General features: G+C 66.7%; 19 protein-coding genes. 8 read left to right on the forward strand and 11 right to left on the reverse strand.

Annotation, left to right across the window (positions count from 1 at the left end; all coding sequences use genetic code 11):
• Positions 1-164: 164 nt before the first annotated feature.
• From HL653_RS08000 to HL653_RS08010, 3 genes are read right to left on the reverse strand one after another with little or no spacing between them, the layout of a single operon-like run.
• On the reverse strand, positions 165-797 hold the full coding sequence (locus HL653_RS08000; protein ID WP_171744058.1) for a 2-dehydro-3-deoxy-6-phosphogalactonate aldolase: 633 nt from the start codon (positions 795-797) through the stop codon (positions 165-167).
• A 12-nt stretch (positions 798-809) separates the two neighbouring features.
• Positions 810-1,718 (reverse strand): 2-dehydro-3-deoxygalactonokinase, encoded by a 909-nt coding sequence (locus tag HL653_RS08005; protein WP_171744059.1) that lies wholly within the window; start codon positions 1,716-1,718, stop codon positions 810-812.
• Positions 1,715-2,572: an SMP-30/gluconolactonase/LRE family protein gene (locus tag HL653_RS08010; RefSeq protein WP_253717705.1), complete on the reverse strand. Its 858-nt coding sequence runs from the start codon at positions 2,570-2,572 to the stop codon at positions 1,715-1,717. Before HL653_RS08010 ends, HL653_RS08005 begins: the two co-directional genes overlap by 4 nt.
• A gap of 167 nt (positions 2,573-2,739) precedes the next feature.
• Between HL653_RS08010 and HL653_RS08015 the strand changes: the two genes are divergently transcribed.
• Positions 2,740-4,536, forward strand: coding sequence for an IlvD/Edd family dehydratase (locus tag HL653_RS08015; protein ID WP_171744060.1), 1,797 nt, complete (start codon positions 2,740-2,742; stop codon positions 4,534-4,536).
• Between the two features lie 344 nt (positions 4,537-4,880).
• On the opposite strand, the gene HL653_RS08020 is transcribed toward HL653_RS08015, so the two are convergent.
• Complete coding sequence (locus tag HL653_RS08020; protein WP_253717707.1) at positions 4,881-7,886, reverse strand: TonB-dependent receptor; 3,006 nt, start codon at positions 7,884-7,886, stop codon at positions 4,881-4,883.
• Positions 7,887-8,145: 259 nt separating this feature from the next.
• On the opposite strand from HL653_RS08020, the gene HL653_RS08025 reads away from it, so the two are divergent.
• Positions 8,146-8,874 carry a FadR/GntR family transcriptional regulator gene (locus tag HL653_RS08025; protein WP_171744061.1) on the forward strand — a complete coding sequence of 243 codons (729 nt, stop codon included), beginning with the start codon at positions 8,146-8,148 and terminating at the stop codon, positions 8,872-8,874.
• Here the strand turns inward: HL653_RS08025 and HL653_RS08030 are convergent.
• Genes HL653_RS08030 through HL653_RS08060 form a run of 7 tightly spaced genes read right to left on the reverse strand, consistent with a single transcriptional unit; the run spans position 8,840 to position 15,071 of the window.
• Positions 8,840-9,469 carry an LUD domain-containing protein gene (locus HL653_RS08030; RefSeq protein WP_171744062.1) on the reverse strand — a complete coding sequence of 210 codons (630 nt, stop codon included), beginning with the start codon at positions 9,467-9,469 and terminating at the stop codon, positions 8,840-8,842. The two genes, HL653_RS08025 and HL653_RS08030, sit on opposite strands and share 35 nt — an antisense overlap.
• A complete protein-coding gene (locus HL653_RS08035; RefSeq protein ID WP_171744063.1) occupies positions 9,466-10,857 on the reverse strand; it encodes a lactate utilization protein B in 1,392 nt (463 codons plus the stop codon). The genes HL653_RS08030 and HL653_RS08035 overlap by 4 nt, the downstream gene beginning before the upstream one ends.
• Positions 10,854-11,615: a (Fe-S)-binding protein gene (locus HL653_RS08040; protein ID WP_171746844.1), complete on the reverse strand. Its 762-nt coding sequence runs from the start codon at positions 11,613-11,615 to the stop codon at positions 10,854-10,856. Before HL653_RS08040 ends, HL653_RS08035 begins: the two co-directional genes overlap by 4 nt.
• A 5-nt stretch (positions 11,616-11,620) precedes the next feature.
• Positions 11,621-12,592, reverse strand: a complete 972-nt coding sequence (locus HL653_RS08045) for an alpha/beta hydrolase (protein ID WP_171744064.1) — start codon at positions 12,590-12,592, stop codon at positions 11,621-11,623.
• Complete coding sequence (locus tag HL653_RS08050; RefSeq protein WP_253717713.1) at positions 12,592-13,434, reverse strand: rhamnogalacturonan acetylesterase; 843 nt, start codon at positions 13,432-13,434, stop codon at positions 12,592-12,594. The genes HL653_RS08045 and HL653_RS08050 overlap by 1 nt, the downstream gene beginning before the upstream one ends.
• Positions 13,434-14,198 (reverse strand): SDR family NAD(P)-dependent oxidoreductase, encoded by a 765-nt coding sequence (locus tag HL653_RS08055; RefSeq protein WP_171744065.1) that lies wholly within the window; start codon positions 14,196-14,198, stop codon positions 13,434-13,436. Before HL653_RS08055 ends, HL653_RS08050 begins: the two co-directional genes overlap by 1 nt.
• 39 nt (positions 14,199-14,237) lie before the next feature.
• On the reverse strand, positions 14,238-15,071 hold the full coding sequence (locus tag HL653_RS08060; RefSeq protein WP_171744066.1) for an IclR family transcriptional regulator: 834 nt from the start codon (positions 15,069-15,071) through the stop codon (positions 14,238-14,240).
• Between the two features lie 199 nt (positions 15,072-15,270).
• On the opposite strand from HL653_RS08060, the gene rhmD reads away from it, so the two are divergent.
• The 6 genes from rhmD to HL653_RS08090 all read left to right on the forward strand — a co-directional run bounded on the left by rhmD (position 15,271) and on the right by HL653_RS08090 (position 21,309).
• On the forward strand, positions 15,271-16,464 hold the full coding sequence (gene rhmD, locus HL653_RS08065; protein WP_171744067.1) for an L-rhamnonate dehydratase: 1,194 nt from the start codon (positions 15,271-15,273) through the stop codon (positions 16,462-16,464).
• A gap of 15 nt (positions 16,465-16,479) precedes the next feature.
• Entirely contained in the window at positions 16,480-17,337 is an 858-nt protein-coding gene (locus tag HL653_RS08070; protein WP_171744068.1) for a fumarylacetoacetate hydrolase family protein, read from the forward strand.
• Positions 17,334-18,083: an SDR family NAD(P)-dependent oxidoreductase gene (locus HL653_RS08075; RefSeq protein ID WP_171744069.1), complete on the forward strand. Its 750-nt coding sequence runs from the start codon at positions 17,334-17,336 to the stop codon at positions 18,081-18,083. The genes HL653_RS08070 and HL653_RS08075 overlap by 4 nt, the downstream gene beginning before the upstream one ends.
• A 66-nt stretch (positions 18,084-18,149) precedes the next feature.
• Positions 18,150-19,058 (forward strand): amidohydrolase, encoded by a 909-nt coding sequence (locus HL653_RS08080; protein WP_171744070.1) that lies wholly within the window; start codon positions 18,150-18,152, stop codon positions 19,056-19,058.
• Complete coding sequence (gene rhaT / locus HL653_RS08085; RefSeq protein WP_171744071.1) at positions 19,055-20,131, forward strand: L-rhamnose/proton symporter RhaT; 1,077 nt, start codon at positions 19,055-19,057, stop codon at positions 20,129-20,131. Before HL653_RS08080 ends, rhaT begins: the two co-directional genes overlap by 4 nt.
• A gap of 110 nt (positions 20,132-20,241) precedes the next feature.
• A complete protein-coding gene (locus HL653_RS08090) occupies positions 20,242-21,309 on the forward strand; it encodes a glycoside hydrolase family 43 protein (RefSeq protein WP_253717715.1) in 1,068 nt (355 codons plus the stop codon).
• The last annotated feature ends 1 nt before the right edge of the window (position 21,310 follow it).

Genomic DNA, 21,310 nt, shown 5'->3' on the forward strand with positions numbered 1-21,310 from the left:
TCATCGGCCACGGCTCCCCGAACCGGAGTCGTCCATGCCGGCCCGCACCGTCAGCACCCTCGGCCAGTCGTTTCACCCCGAGGCCCTCACGCGCGAGCGCATCACGCGCGGGCGCGTAGAGGCGAGACTTTCGTGTGACTTTGGGGCCGGAGCCCCGCCGGGCTTCAGCCCTTCACGCTCTCCCAGGCGGCCACCAGCGCGCGGGCGCGTTCGCCGACCGTCTCGGCGCTGTCGCCGGGCTTGTAGAGCGCGCCGCCCACGCCGATTCCGCGCGCGCCGGCCGCCAGCCATTCGCCGAGATTGGCCGCACCCGTGCCGCCCACGGCCCAGACATGCGCATCCTTCGGCAGGATCTCGCGCACGCCCTTCAGGTAGACGACGCCGAAACCGGTGGCGGGGAACAGCTTGATATGGCGCGCGCCCGCCGCATAGGCGGCCAGCCCCTCGGTCGGCGTGGCGAAGCCGGGCATGGGATACAAACCGTGCGCGATCGCGCCGGAGATGATCTCCGGGTTCGTGTTGGGCGTCACCACCAGATGCGATCCGGTGCCCGGCAACTGATCCAGCTGCGCGCGCGTCAACACCGTGCCCGCGCCGCACAACGCGCGGTCGCCATAGGTGGCCTGCAGCTTGGCGATGCTGGTGAAGGGATCGGGCGAGTTGAGCGGCACCTCGATGAAGCGGATGCCCGCCGTCACGAGTTGCTCGGCAACGGGCAGGATCTCGTCGGGCGTGATGCCGCGCAGGATCGCCACGATCGGCGGCGCGCCCGAAGCCAGCATGTCATCGATCGTCATGTCGAATATCCTTTATCGGGTGAGCGTGGCGAGGCCCGCCAGCGCGCAATGATCGCCTTCCAGCAAGATCGTGTCGCAGTCCGCCGCCGCAAGGGCCTGCGTATAGAGCGCGCCGAGTGCGGGCGCGCCGATCAGCGTGACGGTGGTGCCTGGTGTCGCAGCGGCAAGGCGGAGATTTTCGATCACCTCGGCGCCGATCGCGAGTCCGGAGAGGAAGCCGGTGGCCCAGGCGCGGCTGCGCCCGTCGATCAACTGGGCGGCGCGCGCCTCGAACAGGGAGGCGATCAGCGCGCCGGTCTGGCGGATGCGCGCGAGGCCCGCCGCGAAGCCATCCTCGCCGTCCGCCTCGCCCACACCCTCGTTGGACCCGAGGCGGGTGAGGATCGACTGGTCGCGCAGCAGTGCGAACAATTCGCCGGTGAACGAGGTCTGGAAGCGGGTGACGCGGCCTTCGTCCAGCTCCACCCATTTGCTGTGCGTGCCGGGCATCACCAGCAGGCGACGCCCTTCGCCCAGCGACGGATCGAGCGACAGCGCGCCGAAGATCTGCGTCTCCTCGCCGCGCATCACATCCGACGCACCCGCGAAATTGGCACCGCTCAGGCCGCCCGCGATCCGCACCGCGACGCCGTCGACCGCGGTGGTGGCGAGCTTGCCCGCCCAGTCCGAGAAGCCGGCGGGGCAGGGGACATACGGCGCCTCGACCAGCCCGTTCCGCGATCCGGCCATGCCGCAGAGCGTGAGCCCGGTGGCGCGTGCCGCGTCGGCCCAATCGCCCAGCGTGGCGGACAGGGCCTCGGCCGGCGATCCGGTCAGCTGGCCGATACCCAGGCCGTCGCGCCGATCCGCGACCGCGCCATCCTCCAGCCGGAACAGGCGCAGGCGGGTCGTGCCCCAGTCGCCGACGAACTGCGCGCTCATGCGGCGACGATCGCGCGGGAGGCGAGGCGACCGGGCACGTCCACCGGGAAGGCGAAGAGGCCGCCCGCCAACGGCTGATCGGCCAGTGCGGCCTCGTCCATATTGTCGCGCGCGGTGGTGGCGTAGGCGGTCTTCAGATCCGGCCCACCGAAGGCGATCTTGGTGATGTTCGCGACGGGGAAGCGCACGACCTGCACGATCGTGCCGTCCGGCGCATAGCGGCGCGCCGCCCAGCCTCCCCACAGGCCCACCCAGAGATGATCCTCGCTATCCAGCACCACGCCGTCGGGCGTGCCGTCGGCTGGATCGATCGTGGCGAAGATTTCACCATCGACCAGCATGTGGTTCGCGTCGATGTCGAAGCGCCAGATCAGGCCTGCGGCGGTATCGACATGATAGAGGAAACGGCCGTCGGTGGTGACGGCGGGGCCGTTCGTGATCGCGGCCTCTCCGCCCACGGTGCGCAGCGCGCCGTCCGCAAACAGGTGAACCGCGCCGGTCGGCAGCTCGCAGCCGAAATCCATCGATCCGAACCAGATGCGGCCGGAGGGATCGACGGTGCCGTCGTTCAGGCGATTGCCGTCGCGCATCTCCACGCGGGCGATCTCTCCGGTCACGCGCTCGCCGTCGAAATGCTCCAGCGCATGGCCGCGCCCGAGGACGAAGCCACCCGCCTCGTCGACGAGCAGGAAGCCGGGATAGCCGCCCGTCTCGATCGTGCGCTGCGCGCCGGTGGCGGGGGTGTAGGCGTGGACGCGTCCCGAGATGATGTCGACGAACCAGAGCGTGTCGGTGCGGTCATCCCACAGCGGGCCTTCGCCCAGGGTCGCTCCGATGGGCCAAACGCACTCCACATCATCCTCCCGCATCAGTCCGACAATTGTCTGATAATTCCCATGCCATGGCCTGCGCGGCGGCGCCAGCCCGCTGCCGCTCGCCCGAAACATGCGGGCAACGGATCCGATTGCACTCCCGAACGCAAGCCGATAAATACTCCTACATTTGGAAATTAGGACGGATCATGGGCGAGGAACGGAAATTTAAGCTGCGGTCGCGTGCGTGGTTCGACAATCCCGACAATATCGACATGACGGCGCTCTATGTGGAGCGTTACCTCAATTTCGGCCTCACGCTGGAAGAGCTGCGCTCGGACAAGCCGATCATCGGCATCGCGCAGACCGGCAGCGATCTTTCGCCCTGCAACCGCCACCATCTCGTTCTGGCCGAGCGGATGCGCGAAGGCATTCGCGAAGCGGGCGGCATCGCGCTGGAATTCCCGGTCCATCCGATCCAGGAGACGGGCAAGCGGCCGACGGCCGGCCTCGATCGCAACCTCGCCTATCTCGGCCTCGTGGAGTCGCTGTACGGCTATCCGCTGGACGGCGTGATCCTGACGACCGGCTGCGACAAGACCACGCCGGCTCTGCTGATGGCGGCGGCCACCGTGAACCTGCCCGCGATCGCCTTGTCGGTGGGCCCGATGCTCAACGGCTGGTTCAAGGGCCAGCGCACCGGCTCCGGCACGATCGTGTGGCATGCGCGCCAGCTGCTGGCGGCGGGCAAGATCGATGACGAGGGCTTCATCCGCCTCGTCGCCTCGTCCGCGCCGTCCACCGGCTTCTGCAACACGATGGGCACGGCCTCGACGATGAACGCGCTGGCCGAGGCGCTCGGCATGATGCTGCCGGGCACGGCCGCGATCCCCGCGCCCTATCGCGACCGGCAGGAGGCCGCCTACAAGACGGGCTTGCGCATCGTCGACATGGTGCGCGAGGATCTGAAGCCCTCCGACATCCTGACGAAGGAAGCGTTCCACAACGCGATCGTGGTCAATTCGGCGATCGGCGGATCGACCAACGCGCCGATCCATCTCGCCGCGATCGCGCGCCACATCGGCGTGGATCTGCCGCTGAAGGATTGGGAGACGGTGGGCCACAAGGTGCCGCTGCTCGTGAACCTGCAGCCTGCGGGCGAATATCTGGGCGAGGATTATTACCGTGCGGGCAATCTGCCGGCGGTGGTCTCGCAGCTGATGGAGCAGGGCCTGATCAACGAGGCCGCGCTGACCGTGAACGGCAAGACGATCGGCGACAATTGCCGTGGCGTCGCGATCGAGGACGAGAAGGTCATCTACCCCTTCGCCAAGCCGCTGAAGGAAGAGGCTGGCTTCGTCGTCTTCACGGGCAATCTGTTCGATGCCGCGATCATGAAGACCAGCGTGATCTCGCCCGAATTCCGCGATCGCTATCTCTCCAACCCGGACGATCCCGAAGCGTTCGAAGGGCCGGCGGTCGTGTTCGACGGGCCGGAGGATTATCATCGCCGGATCGACGATCCCGCGCTCGGCATCACGCCGGCGACCCTGATGTTCATGCGCGGCGCGGGCCCGATCGGCTATCCGGGCGCGGCCGAGGTCGTGAACATGCGGCCGCCGGCCTATCTGATCACCGAGGGCGTCACGGCGCTGCCCTGCATCGGCGACGGCCGCCAGTCCGGCACGAGCGGCAGCCCCTCGATCCTGAACGCCAGCCCCGAGGCGGCGGCGATGGGGGGGCTGGCGCTGCTGCAGACCGGCGATCGCGTGCGGATCGATCTGGGCAAGGGCACGGCCAACGTGCTGATCTCCGACGAGGAATTGGCGACCCGTCGCGAGGCTTTGGTGGCGGCGGGCGGCTATGCCTATCCGGCCTCGCAGACGCCCTGGCAGGAAATCCAGCGCTCGGTGGTGGGCCAGATGAACACCGGCGCGATCCTGGAGGGCGCGGAAAAGTATCAGCGCATCGCCCAGACCAAGGGCCTGCCCCGCGACAATCACTAAGCCGCGGTTCGATTACGGAATGACCGAGGCGGGGAGGAAACTCCCCGCCTTTTTTGTTGTCCGGCCTGCTTGGGGGTGAGGCGCGCATCGCGCTTGCGGTGCGGGATTGCGCGAACGGCTACGCTTCCTGCGTATGGTGATATCCGTTCGAACCCATCGTGCTCCTGCGAAAGCAGGAGCCCAGGGCTGCAAGTGTCGCGTTCGAAGCTCTGGGCTCCTGCTTTTCGCAGGAGCACGGGCGGACCGCCGGTAGCGCATTGCTCCCGGTCTCCTTCACGCCAAGAAAAAGGGAGGCAGGTTGCCCTGCCTCCCTGGAGGATCTCGTCGGGGAGACGATGAGAGGATCAGAAGCCGACGGTGACGCCCGCCGTGATCGTGCGGCCGATCCGCGTCTGGAACAACGTGTCCTGACGGGTGCTGTCCGTATAGATGCGGTTCTGCTCGTCGGTGAGGTTCGAGCCCTCGATCATCACCTTGATGTTGTCGGTGATGGCGTACGAGGCCGAGGCATCGACGAAGATCGTCTTGTCGTTGGTCTGCACGTCGCTGCCCGGCGAGGCCGGAACGCCGCGCAGGAACGGATCGCGATAGTTGATCGTGCTGCGGATGCTGAACTTCTTGTCTTCGTAATAGATGGTGCCCGAGGCGGTGTTCTTCGACAGGCCGAGCAGCGCCGCCGTCGTGGTGCCCGTGACGGCGCCGTTGGCGGTCGAGGTGATGTAGCTGATCTTCGACGTCACGTGCGTGAAGTTCGCCAGCACGCCGAAATTCTTCAGGAACGGCGACGACAGGAAGGTGAAGGGCAGCTGGCCGTTCACTTCGATGCCGTTCAGGTTGCCGCCCGGCGTGTTCTGCGGCTGCGAAACCGTGAACAGTTCGGTCGGTGCGGTGTTCGAGCCGGCCAGCAGCGCATCGGGCAGGCCGAGCGTGTTGAACGCCACGATCTGCGGCACGGTCTGCACGAAGGTGCTGATCTTCTTGTGGAAGTAAGCGACCGACAGCAGCGAGCCGGGGCGGAAATACCACTCGGCGGCCACGTCGAGGTTGGTGGCCTTGATCGGATCCAGGTTCGGGTTCTGGATCGATGCCGTGCGGGTGACGGCATTGATCGTGGTGCTGGGGGCGAGGGTCGCCAGTTCCGGACGCGCCATCACCTTCGAGGCCGACAGGCGCAGCAGCAGGCTCTTCATCGGCTCGATCACGATGTTCGCCGACGGCAGCCAATTGTCATAGGAGCGCTTGGCCGAGGTGAACACGCCGGTCACGCCGGTGGGCGACGAGCCGAGCGGGGCCGGGTTGAAGGCGCTCGAGAACTGGTAGGTGTGGACGAAGCGGACGCCGAAGTCGCCGCGGACGCCGACCGGCAGGCGATCCTGCAGATCGAACGTGCCCATCAGGTAGCCGCTCGATTCCTCTTCCAGAACCTGGGTGAGGCCGGTGCCGCAGGTGACGCCGCAGGTGCGGGCCGTATCGAGGCTGGCCGCCGCGATCAGCTTCTCCGGATCGAGCGAGGCCCAGCTGGACGGCGCGCCATGGCCCCACAGCTTGTCGACACCCGAAATCTGCATAGAGATGTCGGAGACCGAGGTGCCGGCCGGCAGCGACTTCGTGGTGATGTCGGCGGTGTAATAGCCGGTCGAGAGCGTGGTGAAGTTGCTGCGGCGGAACTGGCCACCGGCCTTCACATTGAAGAACTCGGCCACCTTCCACTTCAGGTTCAGCTCGCCGGTCATGCCCTTGGTGTCGTTGTAGCGGGGCGCGCCCTGGAAGCCGAAGCCGCCCAGCACGGTGCCGTCCGCAGTGCCCGGAGCATAAGCGAAGTTGCTCGGGTTCGACACGTCGAAGCCGAAGCCCAGCTCCGGCGTGCTGGAACCGTTATAGGCGAACGAGAAGGGCTGGTTGATCGCGTCCATATAGTACTGGAAGCGCTGGCGCGTCTGCAGGCGCGAATCGTTGATGCCGACGAGGCCGGTCAGCTCGAGCGAGTCGGTGAACTCATGCTTGAAGTTGAAGTTCGCCTGCTTGAAGGTCGAGACGAAATTGTCGACCAGGCCTTCCGAGCGGACGTCGACGCCGGTGTAGCTGGCGCTCTGGACCGAGCCCTGCGGCGACAGCGAGATCGACTGGATCGAGGTCATCGGCTGACCACCGTTCGAGGCCGAACGGCCGAACGAGATCGCCTCGATATAATTGTCGCGGCGCACGACGTGGAAGCGCGAATAGAGGAAGTCGATCGACATGTCGGTGCGATCGTCCGGCTGGAACTGCAGCGTGAAGGTGCCGCCGATGCGCTCCTGCTTCTGCTCCGAATTCAGATAGCGCGGGATACGCGGGAAGAAGGCACCGCTGCCGGGCGTGCCAGCGAGGTTGGAGCGCGTCGCGTTCTGGACGGTGTTATAGGCGTCGATCGCCGCCTGTCCGGTCGCGCGGGGATTGCCGGTGCTGCAGTTGGTCGCCGTCACGCCGCGCAGCGCCAGCTGAGCCGCCGTCTGGCCGGCGGTGTTGATCGGCACGCCGACGGGCGAGCAGAAGCCGCCATTGGTGTTCGACGACAGGATATCCACGGCCGAATAGCCGACTTCGCGGATGTTGCGCTTCTGATAGGCGAGCGATCCGAGGATGCCCCAGCGGCCGTCACCGAACTTCTTCGAAACGAGCAGCGAGCCGCGCGGGTTCACGTCCTTCGAGACCGTGTTGTACAGGCCCTTCACGGTCGCGCTGACCAGGAAATCCTTGTGCTGTTCGAGCGGCTTCGGCGCCGTCAGGTCGACGGTGGCGCCGAGCGAGCCTTCCTCGACATCGGCCGACGGCGTCTTGCGGACGGCCAGGCCGTTGAAGATTTCGGTCGGGAAGACGTTGAAGTCGAACGAGCGGCCGTTGTTCTGCGCGCCGTAAATGTCGGACGAGCCGGCCTGCGCCGTACCTTCCATGCCGTTGATGCGGACGCGGGTGAAGCCGGCGCCGAGACCACGGACCGAGATGTTCTTGCCTTCACCACCGTCGCCGCGCGCCAGGGCGACGCCCGGAATGCGCTGCATCGATTCCGCGAGGTTCGAATCCGGGAACTTGCCGATATCCTCGGCCTTGATGCTGTCGATCGCGGCGGTCTCGGTGCGCTTGTCGGCGAGCGCGCTATCGAGCGAGGCGCGGAAACCGGAGACGACGATTTCCTGAGCGTCGGTCGTGTCGGGATTGGCGGGCGGATTGGCAGGCGCCGCGGGGGCGGCCGGTGCGGGAGCGGCGGTCTGGGCGAAGGCCGGCGTCGCGGCGATCAGCGTGGCGATCAGAGCGAGAGACGAAGGACCACGGAAACGCGCAGTAAGGGACGAAACCTGGGACATTAAGATCATGCCTCCCCTAGTAGGGTGTGAAGGGACGCCTTGGTTCAGGCGTCTCATATAGTGAAACGAACGTCCAGTTTATAAACCGTCCTATTTCTGCTGGCTAGCCAATAATCAGACATATCGGCCGCTTCCGCGCTCATTCGGGCGTTTTGGGCGGGGCGTTGCAGCCGTGCATCAGCCCTCCGCCCGGTTGCGCGGAGGACGGGCGTCGCTTGTGGCGCGAGTCGGAAGGGTGCTAGCCGGGTGAGGTTTGCAGGGGACAGGGATGGTAGCGACCAGAGAGGCGGATCGGCCCGGCCTCGGCCGTAATCTCACTTACGGGATGGTCGATGCGCTGGGGCGGGCCATCGTCGTCGGCGAATTTGACGCTGCCGCGTTTCCGACCGAGGCGGAACTGGCCAAGCAGCATGGCGTGAGCCGATCGGTCACGCGCGAAGCGGTGAAGATGCTGACGGCCAAGGGGCTGCTCAGCGCGCGGCCGCGCCAAGGCACGGTGGTGCGCCCGCGCGAATATTGGAACCTGTTCGATACGGATATCCTGCGCTGGCTGCTGGAGCGGCGCTTCTCGCTGGATCTGCTGGTGCAGTTCAACCAGCTCCGCATCGCGCTGGAGCCGGAGGCGGCGGCGCTGGCTGCCGTCCACGCCACGGATGCCGAGCGCGGCGCGATCGGTGCCGGGCTGGATCGGATGCGTGATGCCGCGCGTGGCGAGGATGAGGGGCTCGCCGCCGACATCGCGTTCCACGTCGCGATCCTCGTCGGATCGGGCAATCCCTTCTACCGCCAGTTGAGCGACATGGTGGAAACCGCGCTCCGCACCTCGATCCGTTTCACCAACCGGATCGAGGGGCGCACGGCCAGCGTAACGGACCATGCGAAGGTCCACGACGCGATCATGGCGCGCGATGCAGCGGGCGCGCGGGCGGCGATGCATGCGATCATCGCCGACGTGTTCACGGTCATCGATGCGGCAGAGGCGCCTGCAGCAGGATGACGTGAAGGTAGCGGGGGCCGTGCGCGCCGCGCACGTAGGTGCCCTCGATATCGGTGGTGCCGGAAACGCCGGTCACCCAATAATGCGCGCGCGGCTGGGCGCCCGGCAGGATCGCCTCTTCCAGATAGGCGACGATCGCGTCGGCCTGCACCAGCACGATGTGATGGAGCGCCACGAAGTTCGGCAGCATCGGCGCTTCGGGGGCGGTCTCGAACACGAGCGAGCCGGTTTCGGCGACGCCGCAGCGGGCGATGGCCAGCACGGCGGGTTCCTCGGTCGCGGCGGCCGCGTGCAGCGTGAAGGCGGACCAGTCGGCTCCGCCCAGCCTCGGATCGGGCGGGAGATAGAGGGCGGGGGGCAGGCCCTGCTCCGCGCAATAGCGTGCGATGGCACCGGGCAGATCGGCCAGCGTCTCGATCCGGTCGTGCGTCGCGGCGATGCTGGGCAGGGAGAGCTTGGCGACGAAGGCGTCTTCCAGCGCGTTCGTGCCCAGGGCCGGCCGCTCGGGCGCGACCAGCAACGCGTCCGCCTCGATCGTGATGTTGCCGGGCGAGGTGGAGGTGAGACGCGAGAGGATCGCTTCGCGCGCGTTCATCGCCGCCGGCCTTTCTTATATTGCGCCATGAAGCTCTGCGCTTCGGGCGCGGGCATGTCGCGATGCGCGGTCCAGCCGTCCGCCAGCGGAAGCTTGCTGATCCAGCCCCGGCCGAGCACGCGCATCGAGCGCAATGCCATGCCGCTCGCCATCCGATAGAGCGCCGGGCGCCGCGCGAACCACGCCCAGACGCCCAGGCCCGCGCGCATCGTCTTGGGCTCCAGTCCCTCGCGCCAGCTCTTCTCGCGCCAGCCGCGCAGCAGCGTCGGCAGCGGGATGCGGACCGGGCACACTTCCTGACACTTGCCGTTGAGCGTGCAGGCATTGGGCAGATCACGGCTCTTGGCCAGGCCATCCAGCACCGGCGTCAGCACCGCGCCCATCGGCCCGGGATAGGTGCCGCCATAAGCATGGCCGCCAATCTGCCGGAACACCACGCAGTGGTTCATGCAGGCGCCGCAGCGGATGCAGCGGAGCATCTCCGCGAGGCCCTCTTCGCGCATCGTGGTGCGGCCATTGTCGACCAGCACGATGTGCATCTCCTCCGGCCCGTCGCGATCGCCGGGGCGGCGGGGGCCGGTGTAGAAGGTGGTATATTGGGTGAGCGCGGCGCCGGTGGCCGAACGCGCCAGCATCCGCAGCATGTGCGTGGCGTGCGCCATCGAGGGCACGATCTTCTCGATCCCCGCCGTCACGATCTGCATGCGCGGCGGCACCAGCGACAATTCGGCATTGCCCTCGTTGGTGACGGTGCAGATCGCGCCCGTATCCGCGATCAGGAAATTGGCACCCGATATGCCGACGTCGGCGCCCAGCATCTGCGTGCGGAGTTCGCGCCGCGCGCTTTCCGCCATCGCCGCGATCGTCTCTTCCTCGTGCGGGGTGCGATGCCTGGCCTTGAACAGGGCCGACACCTGCTCGCGCGTCTTGTGCATCGCTGGCCAGATGATGTGCGAGGGGCGCTCGTCGGCCAACTGGATGATATGCTCGGCCAGATCGGTTTCGACGCGCGTGATGCCGGCCTCGGCCAGCGCATGCGGCAGGCCGATCTCCTCGCCCAGCATCGATTTGGAACGCGCGACCGATCGGGCGCCCGCCGCCTTGCACAGATCGATCACGATCCGGCACGCCTCGTCGGCCGTGCGCGCCCAGTGGACCCTGGCACCGGCGGCGACGGCGTTCGCCTCGAACTGCTCCAGATAATATCCGAGATGGGCGATCACATGATCCTTGATCGCCGCCGCCCGATCGCGCGCGCGATCGAAATCGGGGAAGGCGTCGACGGCGATCGCGCGCTTGGCCTCGGCGGTGCCCGCCGTCCGTTCGACCGCGATCTTCAGGATGCGATCGGCCAGCGCCGCGTCGGCGCGATCCGTGAAGCCGCTCATGCCGGCTCGCCGATCGCCGCGCCGTCGCCCATGCCCGCAAGCAACTCGATCGTGTGGAAGGCGCGTACCGGCGTGCCGCGCCGGTGGAGCTTGCCCGCCATGTTCATCAGGCAGCCGAGATCGCCTGCCAGCAGCAGGTCCGCGCCGCTTTCCTCGATCGCGGCGGCCTTCTCCTCGACGATCGCGTTGGAGATGGCGGGATATTTGACGCAGAAGGTGCCGCCGAAGCCGCAGCACGTCTCCTCGCCCTTGAGCGGGACGAGATCGAGCCCCTCGACCGCCTTCAGCAGGCGGCGCGGCTGCGCCTTGATGCCGAGTTCGCGCAGGCCCGAGCAGCTATCGTGATAGGCGGCCTTGGTGGCGGGGAGGGTCACGTCGTCCGGGCGCCAGCCGCGCACCTCGTCCAGATAGGCCATGATCTCGTAGGTCTTGGCGGACACCGCCTGCGCGCGGGCGAGCCATTCGGGATCATGTTCGAGGATTTCGGGATAGTGGCTGCGGATTGTCCCGGCACAGGAGCCCGACGGGATCACCACAGCTTCGAACGGCTCCAGCATCGCGATGGTGCGGCGGGCGAGATCCTCGGCGGTGGCGCGGTCGCCGGAATTGAGCGCGGGCTGGCCGCAGCAGGTCTGCGCCTCGGGCACCACCACCTCGCATCCCGCCGCCTCCAGCGTGGCGAGCGCGGCGAAGCCGATGCGGGGCCGCATCGCATCGACCAGACAGGTAACGAACAAGGCAACGCGCGGACGCGACATCGACATCAAACTCCGTGGCGCCCCGCAAAGGCGAGGAACAGATCGGGCCACGCGGCGGTGACGGCCGATTTGGCGCCTATACCGAAGCCGTGGCCGCCCGCCTCGAAGAAATGGCTCTCCACCGGCACATTCTGCCGCTTCAGCGCCAGCATCATCGCGATCGAATTCTGCACCGGCACGGTCTTGTCGTCCACGGCATGGGCGATGAAGGTGGGCGGCGCATCGGCCGCCACATTCTGCTCCAGCGAATAGGCCTTCGCGCGCTCCGGGCTCGGGGTTTCGCCCAGCAATTGCCTGCGCGATCCGGTGTGCGAGAAAGGCCCGTCCATCATGATGACCGGATACATCAGCCCGGCGATCTTCACGCCGAGCGGCTGGCGATCGATCGCGTCGATCGGCTGGTAGCTGTCCTTCGCATCCTGCGTCGCCAGCCAGGCGGCGAGATGGCCCCCCGCCGAAAAGCCGATCACGCCGACGCGGGCCGGGTCGAACCCTTCGCGCGGCGCCATGCTGCGGATGGTGCGGAGCGCGCGCTGGGCATCCTGCAGCGGCGCCTCGGCCCCCGCCGTCCAGCCGTCGGCGGGCAGGCGGTAGAGCAGGATGAAGCAGGTATAGCCGGCGGCCGCGAACCGGCGGGCAATCTCATACCCCTCCAGCCCGATCGCGACGCGGATATAGCCGCCGCCGGGGACGAGCAGCATCGCCGCGCCATTGGGCTTCTTCGGGCGCAGCATCGTGAGCGTGGGCGTCACGACATGTTCGAAATAGGTGTCGTCGGGCGGGCTGTCCGGACGGCGCAGCGCTTCCTTCTCGATCACGGTGACGGCGTCACCACCGGGCGCCTTGCCCGGCCAGATCGGAAAGCGCGTGAAGCCCTGCGGCAGCGGGAACGCGGGCGTGGCCGCGCCGCATCCGCTGGCGTGGAGCGAGAGGGCCGCGACGGACGCAGCCAGGAGCGTGCGGCGATCGATATGCATCAGTGGCAGGCTCCCCGTCCGAGCGGCGTGGTGCGCGTGAGATCTGGGCGGTCGGCCAGGATCTTCTGCGAGATGGGCAGGTTCAGCCCCGCGAGCGCGCCCGCGACGAGATCGGCCACGCCGCGCGCGCCGAGTTCGCTGAAATGGGTGTTGTCCTGGATGCCTTTGGGGAAGTTCGGCGCCTGCTCGGCCGTGAAGTGCATGTAAAACCGCAGCGACGCGTCCGACCCGGTCTTGTCGAGCCAGGCGCGCGACAGGCTTTCGAGATCGATCAGCGGCGTGCCGGTCTTCTGGGCGACCTCGCGCATCACGTCCGAATATTCGGCGAAATCGGCCTGGGCGAGGCCGCGATCGTTGAACGAATGGCGCGCCACCGGCGTCACCAGCACGGGCGTGCCCTTGGCGCCGCGCACCATCCACACGAAGCGCGTCAGATTGTCGCGATAATCGGTCCAGGCGCGGGCGAAGCGCTCCGGCTTGCTGCGATCGGCATCGTTGTGGCCGAACTGGATCATCACCGTGTCGCCGGGCTTCACGGCGGCCATCAGCTTGTCCCAGCGGCCTTCGGACAGGAAGGTGCGCGTGCTGCGGCCGCCGATCGCGAAATTCTGGAGCGTCACGCCCGGCGCCAGCGCGCAGCGCAGCATCATGCCCCAGCCGGCCTGTGGATAGGCTTTCGACTGATAGTCGGAGACGGTGGAATCGCCCGCGATCAGGATAGCATTGGAGGGCAGAGGGGCGGGGGGCGCCTCCGTCGCCGTGGGAGGCGGTCCCGCGACGGCGGCCGGAGGGGGCGCCGCCGCAGGAGCGGCGAGCATCAGGAGGATGCCCGCGCCCAGCATTACTGCAGGTTCACGAACATGCCGCCATCGACGAGCAGAGCCGCGCCGGTGACGTAGGCCGCCATGTCGGAGGCGAGGAACACGATCGGGCCGGCCAGATCCTCGGGCATGCCGAGGCGGCCGAGCGGCGTGCGCTCTTCCATATATTTGCGCTTCTCGACGTCGGCGAGATCGTCCTTGTTGATCTCGGTCAGGACCGTGCCGGGCAGCACGCTGTTGCAGCGGATGCCGTACTTGCCGAGTGCGATCGCGGTGGACTGCATCAGCGAATGCACGCCCGCCTTGGTGGGCGTGTAATGCGTCTGGAATTCACCACCGACGAGCGCGGAGATGGACGAGACCGCGACGATCGCGCCGCCATGGCCCTGCTTCACCATCTGCTGGGCGGCGGCCTGCACCATGAAATAGGCGCCGTGCAGGTTCACCTTGAAGGTGCGCTCCACCACGTCGACCGGCATGTCGAGGAAGGCATGGAACGGGCAGATGCCGGCATTGCTGACCATCACGTCGACCTTGCCGAACGCGTCCACCGCCTTGGCGACGAAATCCTGCGCGGTCTGCGGATCGGCGACGTCGCCCTTCACCGCGATGGCGCGCTGGCCGAGCGCCTCAATCTCAGCCACGCAGGACGCCGCCGGGCCGTCGCTATGCGCATAGTTGATCACGACATCGGCGCCGTGCTTGGCCGCACCGATGGCGGCCGCGCGGCCGATGCCGGTCGATGCGCCGGTGACGAGTACGGTCTTGCCTTCGAGCAGCTTCACGATCGTCTGTCCTTTTCGTAGGTCCTTGGGGGTCGGGTGTCAGCGGCGGCCGGGCTTCGCGCGCGAGCTCCAGCCGAGATCGGAACTGATGCGCTCGGCCGTCTCGCGCACATTCGTGCCGAGCGTCTCCATGCGCGCATCGTCCATATATTGCGCCGCGCTCGACAGGCTGATCGCGGCGACGATCCGGCCGGATGCGTCGCGGATCGGGGCGGCCACGCAGCGTATCTGGTCCTCATTCTCCTCCAGATCGAAGGAGCGGCCCTTGGCGACATAATCCTGCATGCGCGCCAGCCACACCGCATAATCGGCCTTGGGCGCGCCGGAGGTCTGATCGGCCGTGAAGGTGCGCTGCCAGGCGGCTTCGGAGCCGTCGAGCAGGAGCGCCTTGCCCAGGCCGGTCGACGTCAGGGGATGACGGTCGCCCACGCGGCTGGAAATATCGACGCGGCGGCGGCCGGGAATCTTGTCCAGATAGAGCGCCAGATCGGTATCGAGTCGGCCGAGATGCACCGTATCCTCGGTCTGCTGCGCCAGTTCCTCGATATGCGGGCGCGCGATCTGGACGAGGTCGGTCTGCGACTGGGCGAGGAAGCCGAGCTGCAGCAGCTTGGGGCCGAGCTGATAGCCTTCGCGCGGCAGGAAGGTGAGGAAGCCGCGATCGATCAGCGCGTTGGCGAGGCGATGCGCGGTGGAGCGGGTGAGGCCCATGCGGGCCGACAGGTCGGCCAGCTTGATCGGCCCGTCGACAACCTGATCGAGCATGTCGAGGCCGCGAAGGAGGGTCTGGCTACCCTGTACCTTCGCTTTTTCCTCTCCCGCGGTGGAATTTTCCGCCGCTCCGGAATCTTCGTTTGACGCCGCTTTTCTCATCTAATAACATCCTATCCCATAAAGTGAGACAATGTAAACAGGCTAGCCGGGAGAGATCGGCGACCTTCGCGTCGTTTTTCCAGCCCATTCCGACATCCGAGACCGGCCATCAGTATCGCACATGATGGCATGATGTGTCGCGAAATCCCATCATGTGGATGTCGAGGCGCATCGCACGAAGCATTGGGAGTTTCAGACCGTGGCGATCGTTTCGTTGCCGAAGATCAAGCATGTCCGCGCCTTCACCGTGCGCGGCGGTGGTGCCGACTATCATGACCAGGGCGAAGGCCACTGGATCGACAACCACATCGCCACGCCGATGTCGAAATATCCCGAATATCGCCAGTCGCGGCAGAGCTTCGGCATCAATGTGCTGGGCACGCTCGTCGTGGAGATCGAGGCCGAGGACGGCACGGTCGGCTTCGCGGTGACGACCGGCGGCGAGCCGGCCGCCTTCATCGTCGAGAAGCATCTGTCGCGCTTCCTCGAGGGGCGCAGCCCGACCGAATATGAGAAGATCTGGGATCAGATGTACTTCTCGACGCAGTATTACGGGCGCAAGGGCATCGTCGTGAACGCCATTTCCGGCGTCGATCTCGCGCTCTGGGATCTGCTCGGCAAGCTGCGGCAGGAGCCGGTCTATCACATGCTGGGCGGCGCCGTGCGCGACGAGCTGCAATTCTACGCGACCGGCGCACGCCCCGATCTGGCCAAGGAATTCGGCTTCATCGGCGGCAAGATGGCGCTGCACCACGGCCCGGCCGAGGGCGTCGAGGGGCTGCACAAGAATATCGCCGAGCTGGCCGAGATGCGCGAGCGCGTCGGCCCGGATTTCTGGCTGATGTGGGATTGCTGGATGGCGCTGGACGTGGATTACGCCACCCGCCTCGCCATCGCCGCGCACGAACTGGGCCTGAAGTGGATCGAGGAGGCGATCAGCCCCGACGATTATTGGGGCTATGCCGCGCTGAAGCGCAACGTGCCCAAGGGCATGCTGGTGACGACCGGCGAGCATGAGGCGACCCGCTGGGGCTTCCGCATGCTGCTGGAGATGGATTGCTGCGACATCATCCAGCCCGACGTGGGCTGGTGCGGCGGCGTGACCGAGCTGCTGAAGATCAGCGCGATGGCCGACGCCGCGGGCAAGATGGTCGTGCCGCACGGCTCGTCCGTCTACAGCTACCACTTCGTCATCACGCGCCACAATTCGCCGTTCGCCGAATTCCTGATGATGCATCCGGGGCCGACCGAGGTGGTGCCGATGTTCCATCCGCAGCTGATCGGCGAACCCGTGCCGCAGAATGGCCGCCTCAAGGCGTCCGCGCTGGATGCGCCGGGTTTCGGCGTCGAGCTCAATCGCGACATCGCGATGCACCGTCCTTACACTCACTGATCGGAAGCCATTTCAATGAAGCTTGTTCGCTACGGGCCGGTTGGCCAGGAAAAGCCCGGCCTCGTCGATGCCGATGGCAAGATCCGCGATCTCTCCGGATTCGTGGACGATATCTCGGTGGAGACGCTGGCCAAGGCGCAGGCCGTCGATCCGGCCTCGCTGCCGGTGGTCGAGGGTGATCCGCGCTATGGCGTGCCCTTCAAGGGCATCGGCAAGATCGTCGCGATCGGCCTCAACTATCGCGACCACGCGATCGAATCGAACCTGCCGATCCCGACCGAGCCGATGATGTTCATGAAGGCTCTGTCGAGCCTCTCCGGCCCGAATGACGACGTGATCCTGCCCAAGGGCTCGACCCATTCCGACTGGGAAGTCGAGCTGGGCGTGATCATCGGCAAGACCTGCCGCTACGTCTCCGAGGAAGACGCGCTGGACAAGGTGGCGGGCTATGTCCTCGCCAACGACGTGTCGGAGCGCTTCAACCAGAAGCAGCGCGGCAGCCAGTGGAGCAAGGGCAAGGGCCACGACACCTTCTGCCCGGTCGGTCCCTGGTTCGTGACCCCCGACGAGGTGGGCGACGCGCAGGAACTGGACATGTATCTCGACGTGAACGGCACGCGGATGCAGACCGGCAACACGCGCACGATGATCTTCGATCTGAAGCAGATCATCTCCTACGTCAGCGAATATATCACGCTCTATCCGGGCGATCTGGTCATCACCGGCACGCCCCCGGGCGTGGGCGAGGGCAAGAAGCCCGAGGCGATCTACCTGAAGGCCGGCGACGTGATGGAGCTGGGCATCGCCAAGCTCGGCACGCAGACGCAGAAGGTCGTCGAGTGGCGCCAGCTGGGTGACGAGGTGATCGCATGAGCGTCTATGCGGGTCGTTTCGAAGGCCGCTGCGCGATCGTCACCGGCGGGGCCTCGGGCCTGGGCAAGGCGTCGGCCGCGCGGATCGTGGCGGAAGGCGGCAAGGTCGTCCTCTGGGATCTGAACGCGGAAGCGCTGGCGACGGCGAAGGAAGAGGTCGGCGCCACCCACGTCGTCGCGCTCGACGTCTCGAATGCGGAGGCGGTCGCCGCCGCCGCGCTCGAGAGCGAGCAGGCGCTGGGCAAGGTCGATATCCTCGTCTGCTCGGCGGGCATCACCGGCGCGACCGTGCCGGTGCACGAATTCCCGATCGACAGCTGGCTGAAGGTCGTCGACATCAACCTGAACGGGCTGTTCTACTGCAACCGTTCGGTCGTGCCGCTGATGCTGAAAAACGGCTATGGCCGCATCGTCAACGTCGCTTCTGTCGCGGGCAAGGAAGGCAATCCGAACGCCAGCGCCTATTCGGCGACCAAGGCGGGCGTGATCGGCCTCACCAAGAGCCTCGGCAAGGAACTGGCGGGCAAGGGCGTGATCGCCAACACGCTGACGCCGGCCACGTTCGAAAGCCCGATCCTGGCCCAGCTGCCGCAGAGCCAGGTGGATTATATGCGCTCCAAGATCCCGATGGGGCGTCTGGGCGAAGTGCATGAATCGGCCGCGATGGTCTGCTTCATGGCGTCCGAGGAGTGCAGCTTCACCACAGCCTCCACCTTCGACACGTCGGGCGGCCGCACCACCTTCTGATCCGATCAAAGCCGCGACCGGCCACAAGAGCCGGCGCGGCATTCTACCTGTTACCTGGAGAGGCCGATGGCCCCGATACCGTTCGTCGACGCCCATATCCACCTGTGGGATCTGAAGCATATCCGCTATCCCTGGCTCACGCCGCCGTTCGGCAGCGATGGCCCCAATGGCAGCGTCGAGCCTATCGCGCACGATTACGGCCCCGAGGATTATCGCGCGGACACGGCGAAGTGGAATGTCGTCGGCACGGTGCATATCGATGCCGGTGCCGATCCCGAGCAGGCGCTGGACGAGACGATCTGGCTGGAAAGCCAGGCCGAGCAGCATGGCCTGCCGAGCGCGATCGTCGCCTTCGCGCCGCTGCATGATCCGAATGTCGAGGCTTTGCTGGAGCGTCATGCCGCGCACCCCCGCGTTCGCGGCATCCGCCAGATCGTCAACTGGCACACGAATCCGCTGCGCACCTATACGCCGCACGACGTGACGCAGGACGATCAATGGTGGGCCGGCTTCGGCCTGCTCGGCAAGTATAACCTGTCGTTCGATCTGCAATGCTATGCCGGGCAGATGGCGGGCCTCGCCCCGCTGATCGAGCGGCACCCCGAAATCCCCGTCATCATCAACCATATCGGCATGCCGGTGACGACCGACCGCGAGGGCGTGACGCGCTGGCGCTATGGCCTGCGCGCGCTGGCGGCGAACCCGCATGTGGCGATCAAGCTCTCCGGCCTCGGCTTCATCGCGCGCGACTGGACGGCGGAGGGCGTGCGGCCCTTCCTGCTGGAGGCGATCGACATGTTCGGCACGGATCGCTGCCTGTTCGCCAGCGACATCCCGACCGACAAATTGTTCGCGCCGCTCGATCGCTATCTGGAAGCCTATCACGCGATCGCGGCCGATTTCTCCGAGGATGAGCGGCGCGCGCTGTTCGGCCGTAACGCCAACCGCATCTATAGACTGGGTCTGGACCTATGACGCCCAATCCGCTGATCGGCGTATTCTATCACTGGCTGGGCGGGCTCGCCTCCGCGAGCTTCTACGTGCCCTACAAGGGCGTGAAGCGCTGGTCGTGGGAGATTTACTGGCTCACGGGCGGCATCTTCTCCTGGCTGTTCGCGCCGTGGCTGTTCGCCGGGCTGCAGACGCAGGACCTGCTGGGCGTGCTGGGCCGCGCGCCCGCCGGCGCCAAATATTGGCCGATCTTCTTCGGCCTGCTGTGGGGCTTTGGCGGTCTCACCTACGGCCTGACGATGCGCTATCTCGGCCTGTCGCTGGGCATGGCGGTGGTGCTGGGTCTGTGCACCGTCTTCGGCACATTGATCCCGCCGCTGTTCACGGGCGAATTCCACGAAAAATTGCTCGCGACCACGTCCGGCAATGTCGTGCTGCTCGGCCTGTTCCTGACGCTCGTCGGCATCGTGATCGTCGCCGTCGCGGGCGCCAAGAAGGATGCGATGCTCACGGCCGAGCAGAAGAAGGCCGTGGTCGCCGAATTCGATTTCAAGAAGGGCATCCTGGTCGCGATCTTCTCGGGCATCATGTCCGCCTGCTTCGCCTTCGGGCTGGCGGCGGGCGAGCCGGTGAAGGTGCTGTCGGCCTCGGCCGGCACGGGCCCGCTGTGGACCGGCCTGCCGGTGCTGTGCCTCGTCATGTTCGGCGGCCTCGTCACCAACGGCATCTGGTGCGCGTTCCTGATCCTGAAGAACGGAACGGCCGGCCAGTGGACCGGGCAGGCCAGCGACGGCGGCGCCCGGCCTCCGCTGCTCGCCAATTTCCTGTTCAGCGCGCTGGCGGGCACGACCTGGTATTTCCAGTTCTTCTTCTACACGATGGGCGAGAGCCAGATGGGCCGGCTGGGCTTCTCCAGCTGGACGCTGCACATGGCCAGCATCATCATCTTCGGCACCTGCTGGGGCTTCGCCTTCCGCGAGTGGAAGGATGCGGGCCCGAAGATCAAGGCGATCGTGTGGGGCGGTATCGCGATGCTGCTGATCGCCACCGTCGTGATCGGCTACGGCAACCAGCTGGCGCTCGCGTCGGGCTCGTGAGGTCACGTCCTTCGTTCCCGTTCGTGCTGAGCCTGTCGAACCATCGTCCTTCTTCGTCCGACCGGGACGTAGAAGGACGGCCCTTCGACAAGCTCAGGGCGAACGGCTTCTTGACTGCTGTTGTTGCTGGCCTTCTGGCCGTTGCGCCGGCATCCGCCCAGCTCGCTCCTGCCCCTCTCGCTGCGCCGCTGGTGATGACGGACATGCACCTGCACGATCCCTGGATCGTCGCGGACGAGGCGAGCCGCACCTATTACCTCTTCACGCGCAACGAAGCGGCGATGACGGGCGATCGACGGCTCGGCACGATGGTCTATGCCAGCCGCGATCTGAAGCATTGGACGAAGCCCAGGCTCGCCTTCGTGCTGCCCGAGGGCAGATGGGCCGATGCCGGCGCGTGGGCGCCCGAAGTGCATCGCTGGAAGGGCAGATGGTATCTGTTCACCACCTTCCACAATGCGAAGGCGGTGATCGGCAAGGCAGGCCCGCGCGACACCTATCGGCGCGGCACCGTGCTGGCGGTGTCGGACAAAGTCGACGGCCCCTACACGCTGGTGCGCGGCGGCGAGCCGATCGTGCCCAAGGGTCAGATGACGCTGGACGGATCGCTTTACGTCGATCCGAAGGGGAAGCCGTTCGTCGTCTATTCGCATGAGTGGTGGCAGATCGTGGACGGTACGATCGAGGCCGCACCGCTGAAGGACGATCTCTCGATCGCCGGCCCGTCGCGCGTCCTGTTCAAGGCGAGCGAAGGGCCGTGGGTGGTCGGCCAGAAGCAGCCTGAAGGCGATACCGTGTTCGTCACGGACGGGCCGGAACTGTTCCGCACGAAGACCGGCACTCTGCTGATGCTGTGGTCCAGCTACGGCACGAAGGGCTATGTCGAGGGGCAGGCGCGATCGACGAGCGGCGGGATCGAGGGGCCGTGGGAACAGCTCGGCCCGCTTGTGCAGCGCGACAGCGGGCACGGAATGCTGTTCCGCACGTTTGACGGCAGGCTGATGATGGTGCTGCACCGGCCCTTCGCCAACGCGCTCGGCAAGCTTTACGAGATGCGCGACGAGGGCGACCGGCTGAGCGTGGTGCGCGAGGCGACCGAGCTGGATGGCGAGGCCTATCCCACGCACCCCTGCGTGGCGGGTCACAGCTCGTTCGACGGCGCGACGCCGGGCTGCTGAG

The sequence above is a fragment of the Sphingomonas sp. AP4-R1 genome (genome assembly GCF_013113735.1).
GTDB lineage: Bacteria > Pseudomonadota > Alphaproteobacteria > Sphingomonadales > Sphingomonadaceae > Sphingomonas_I.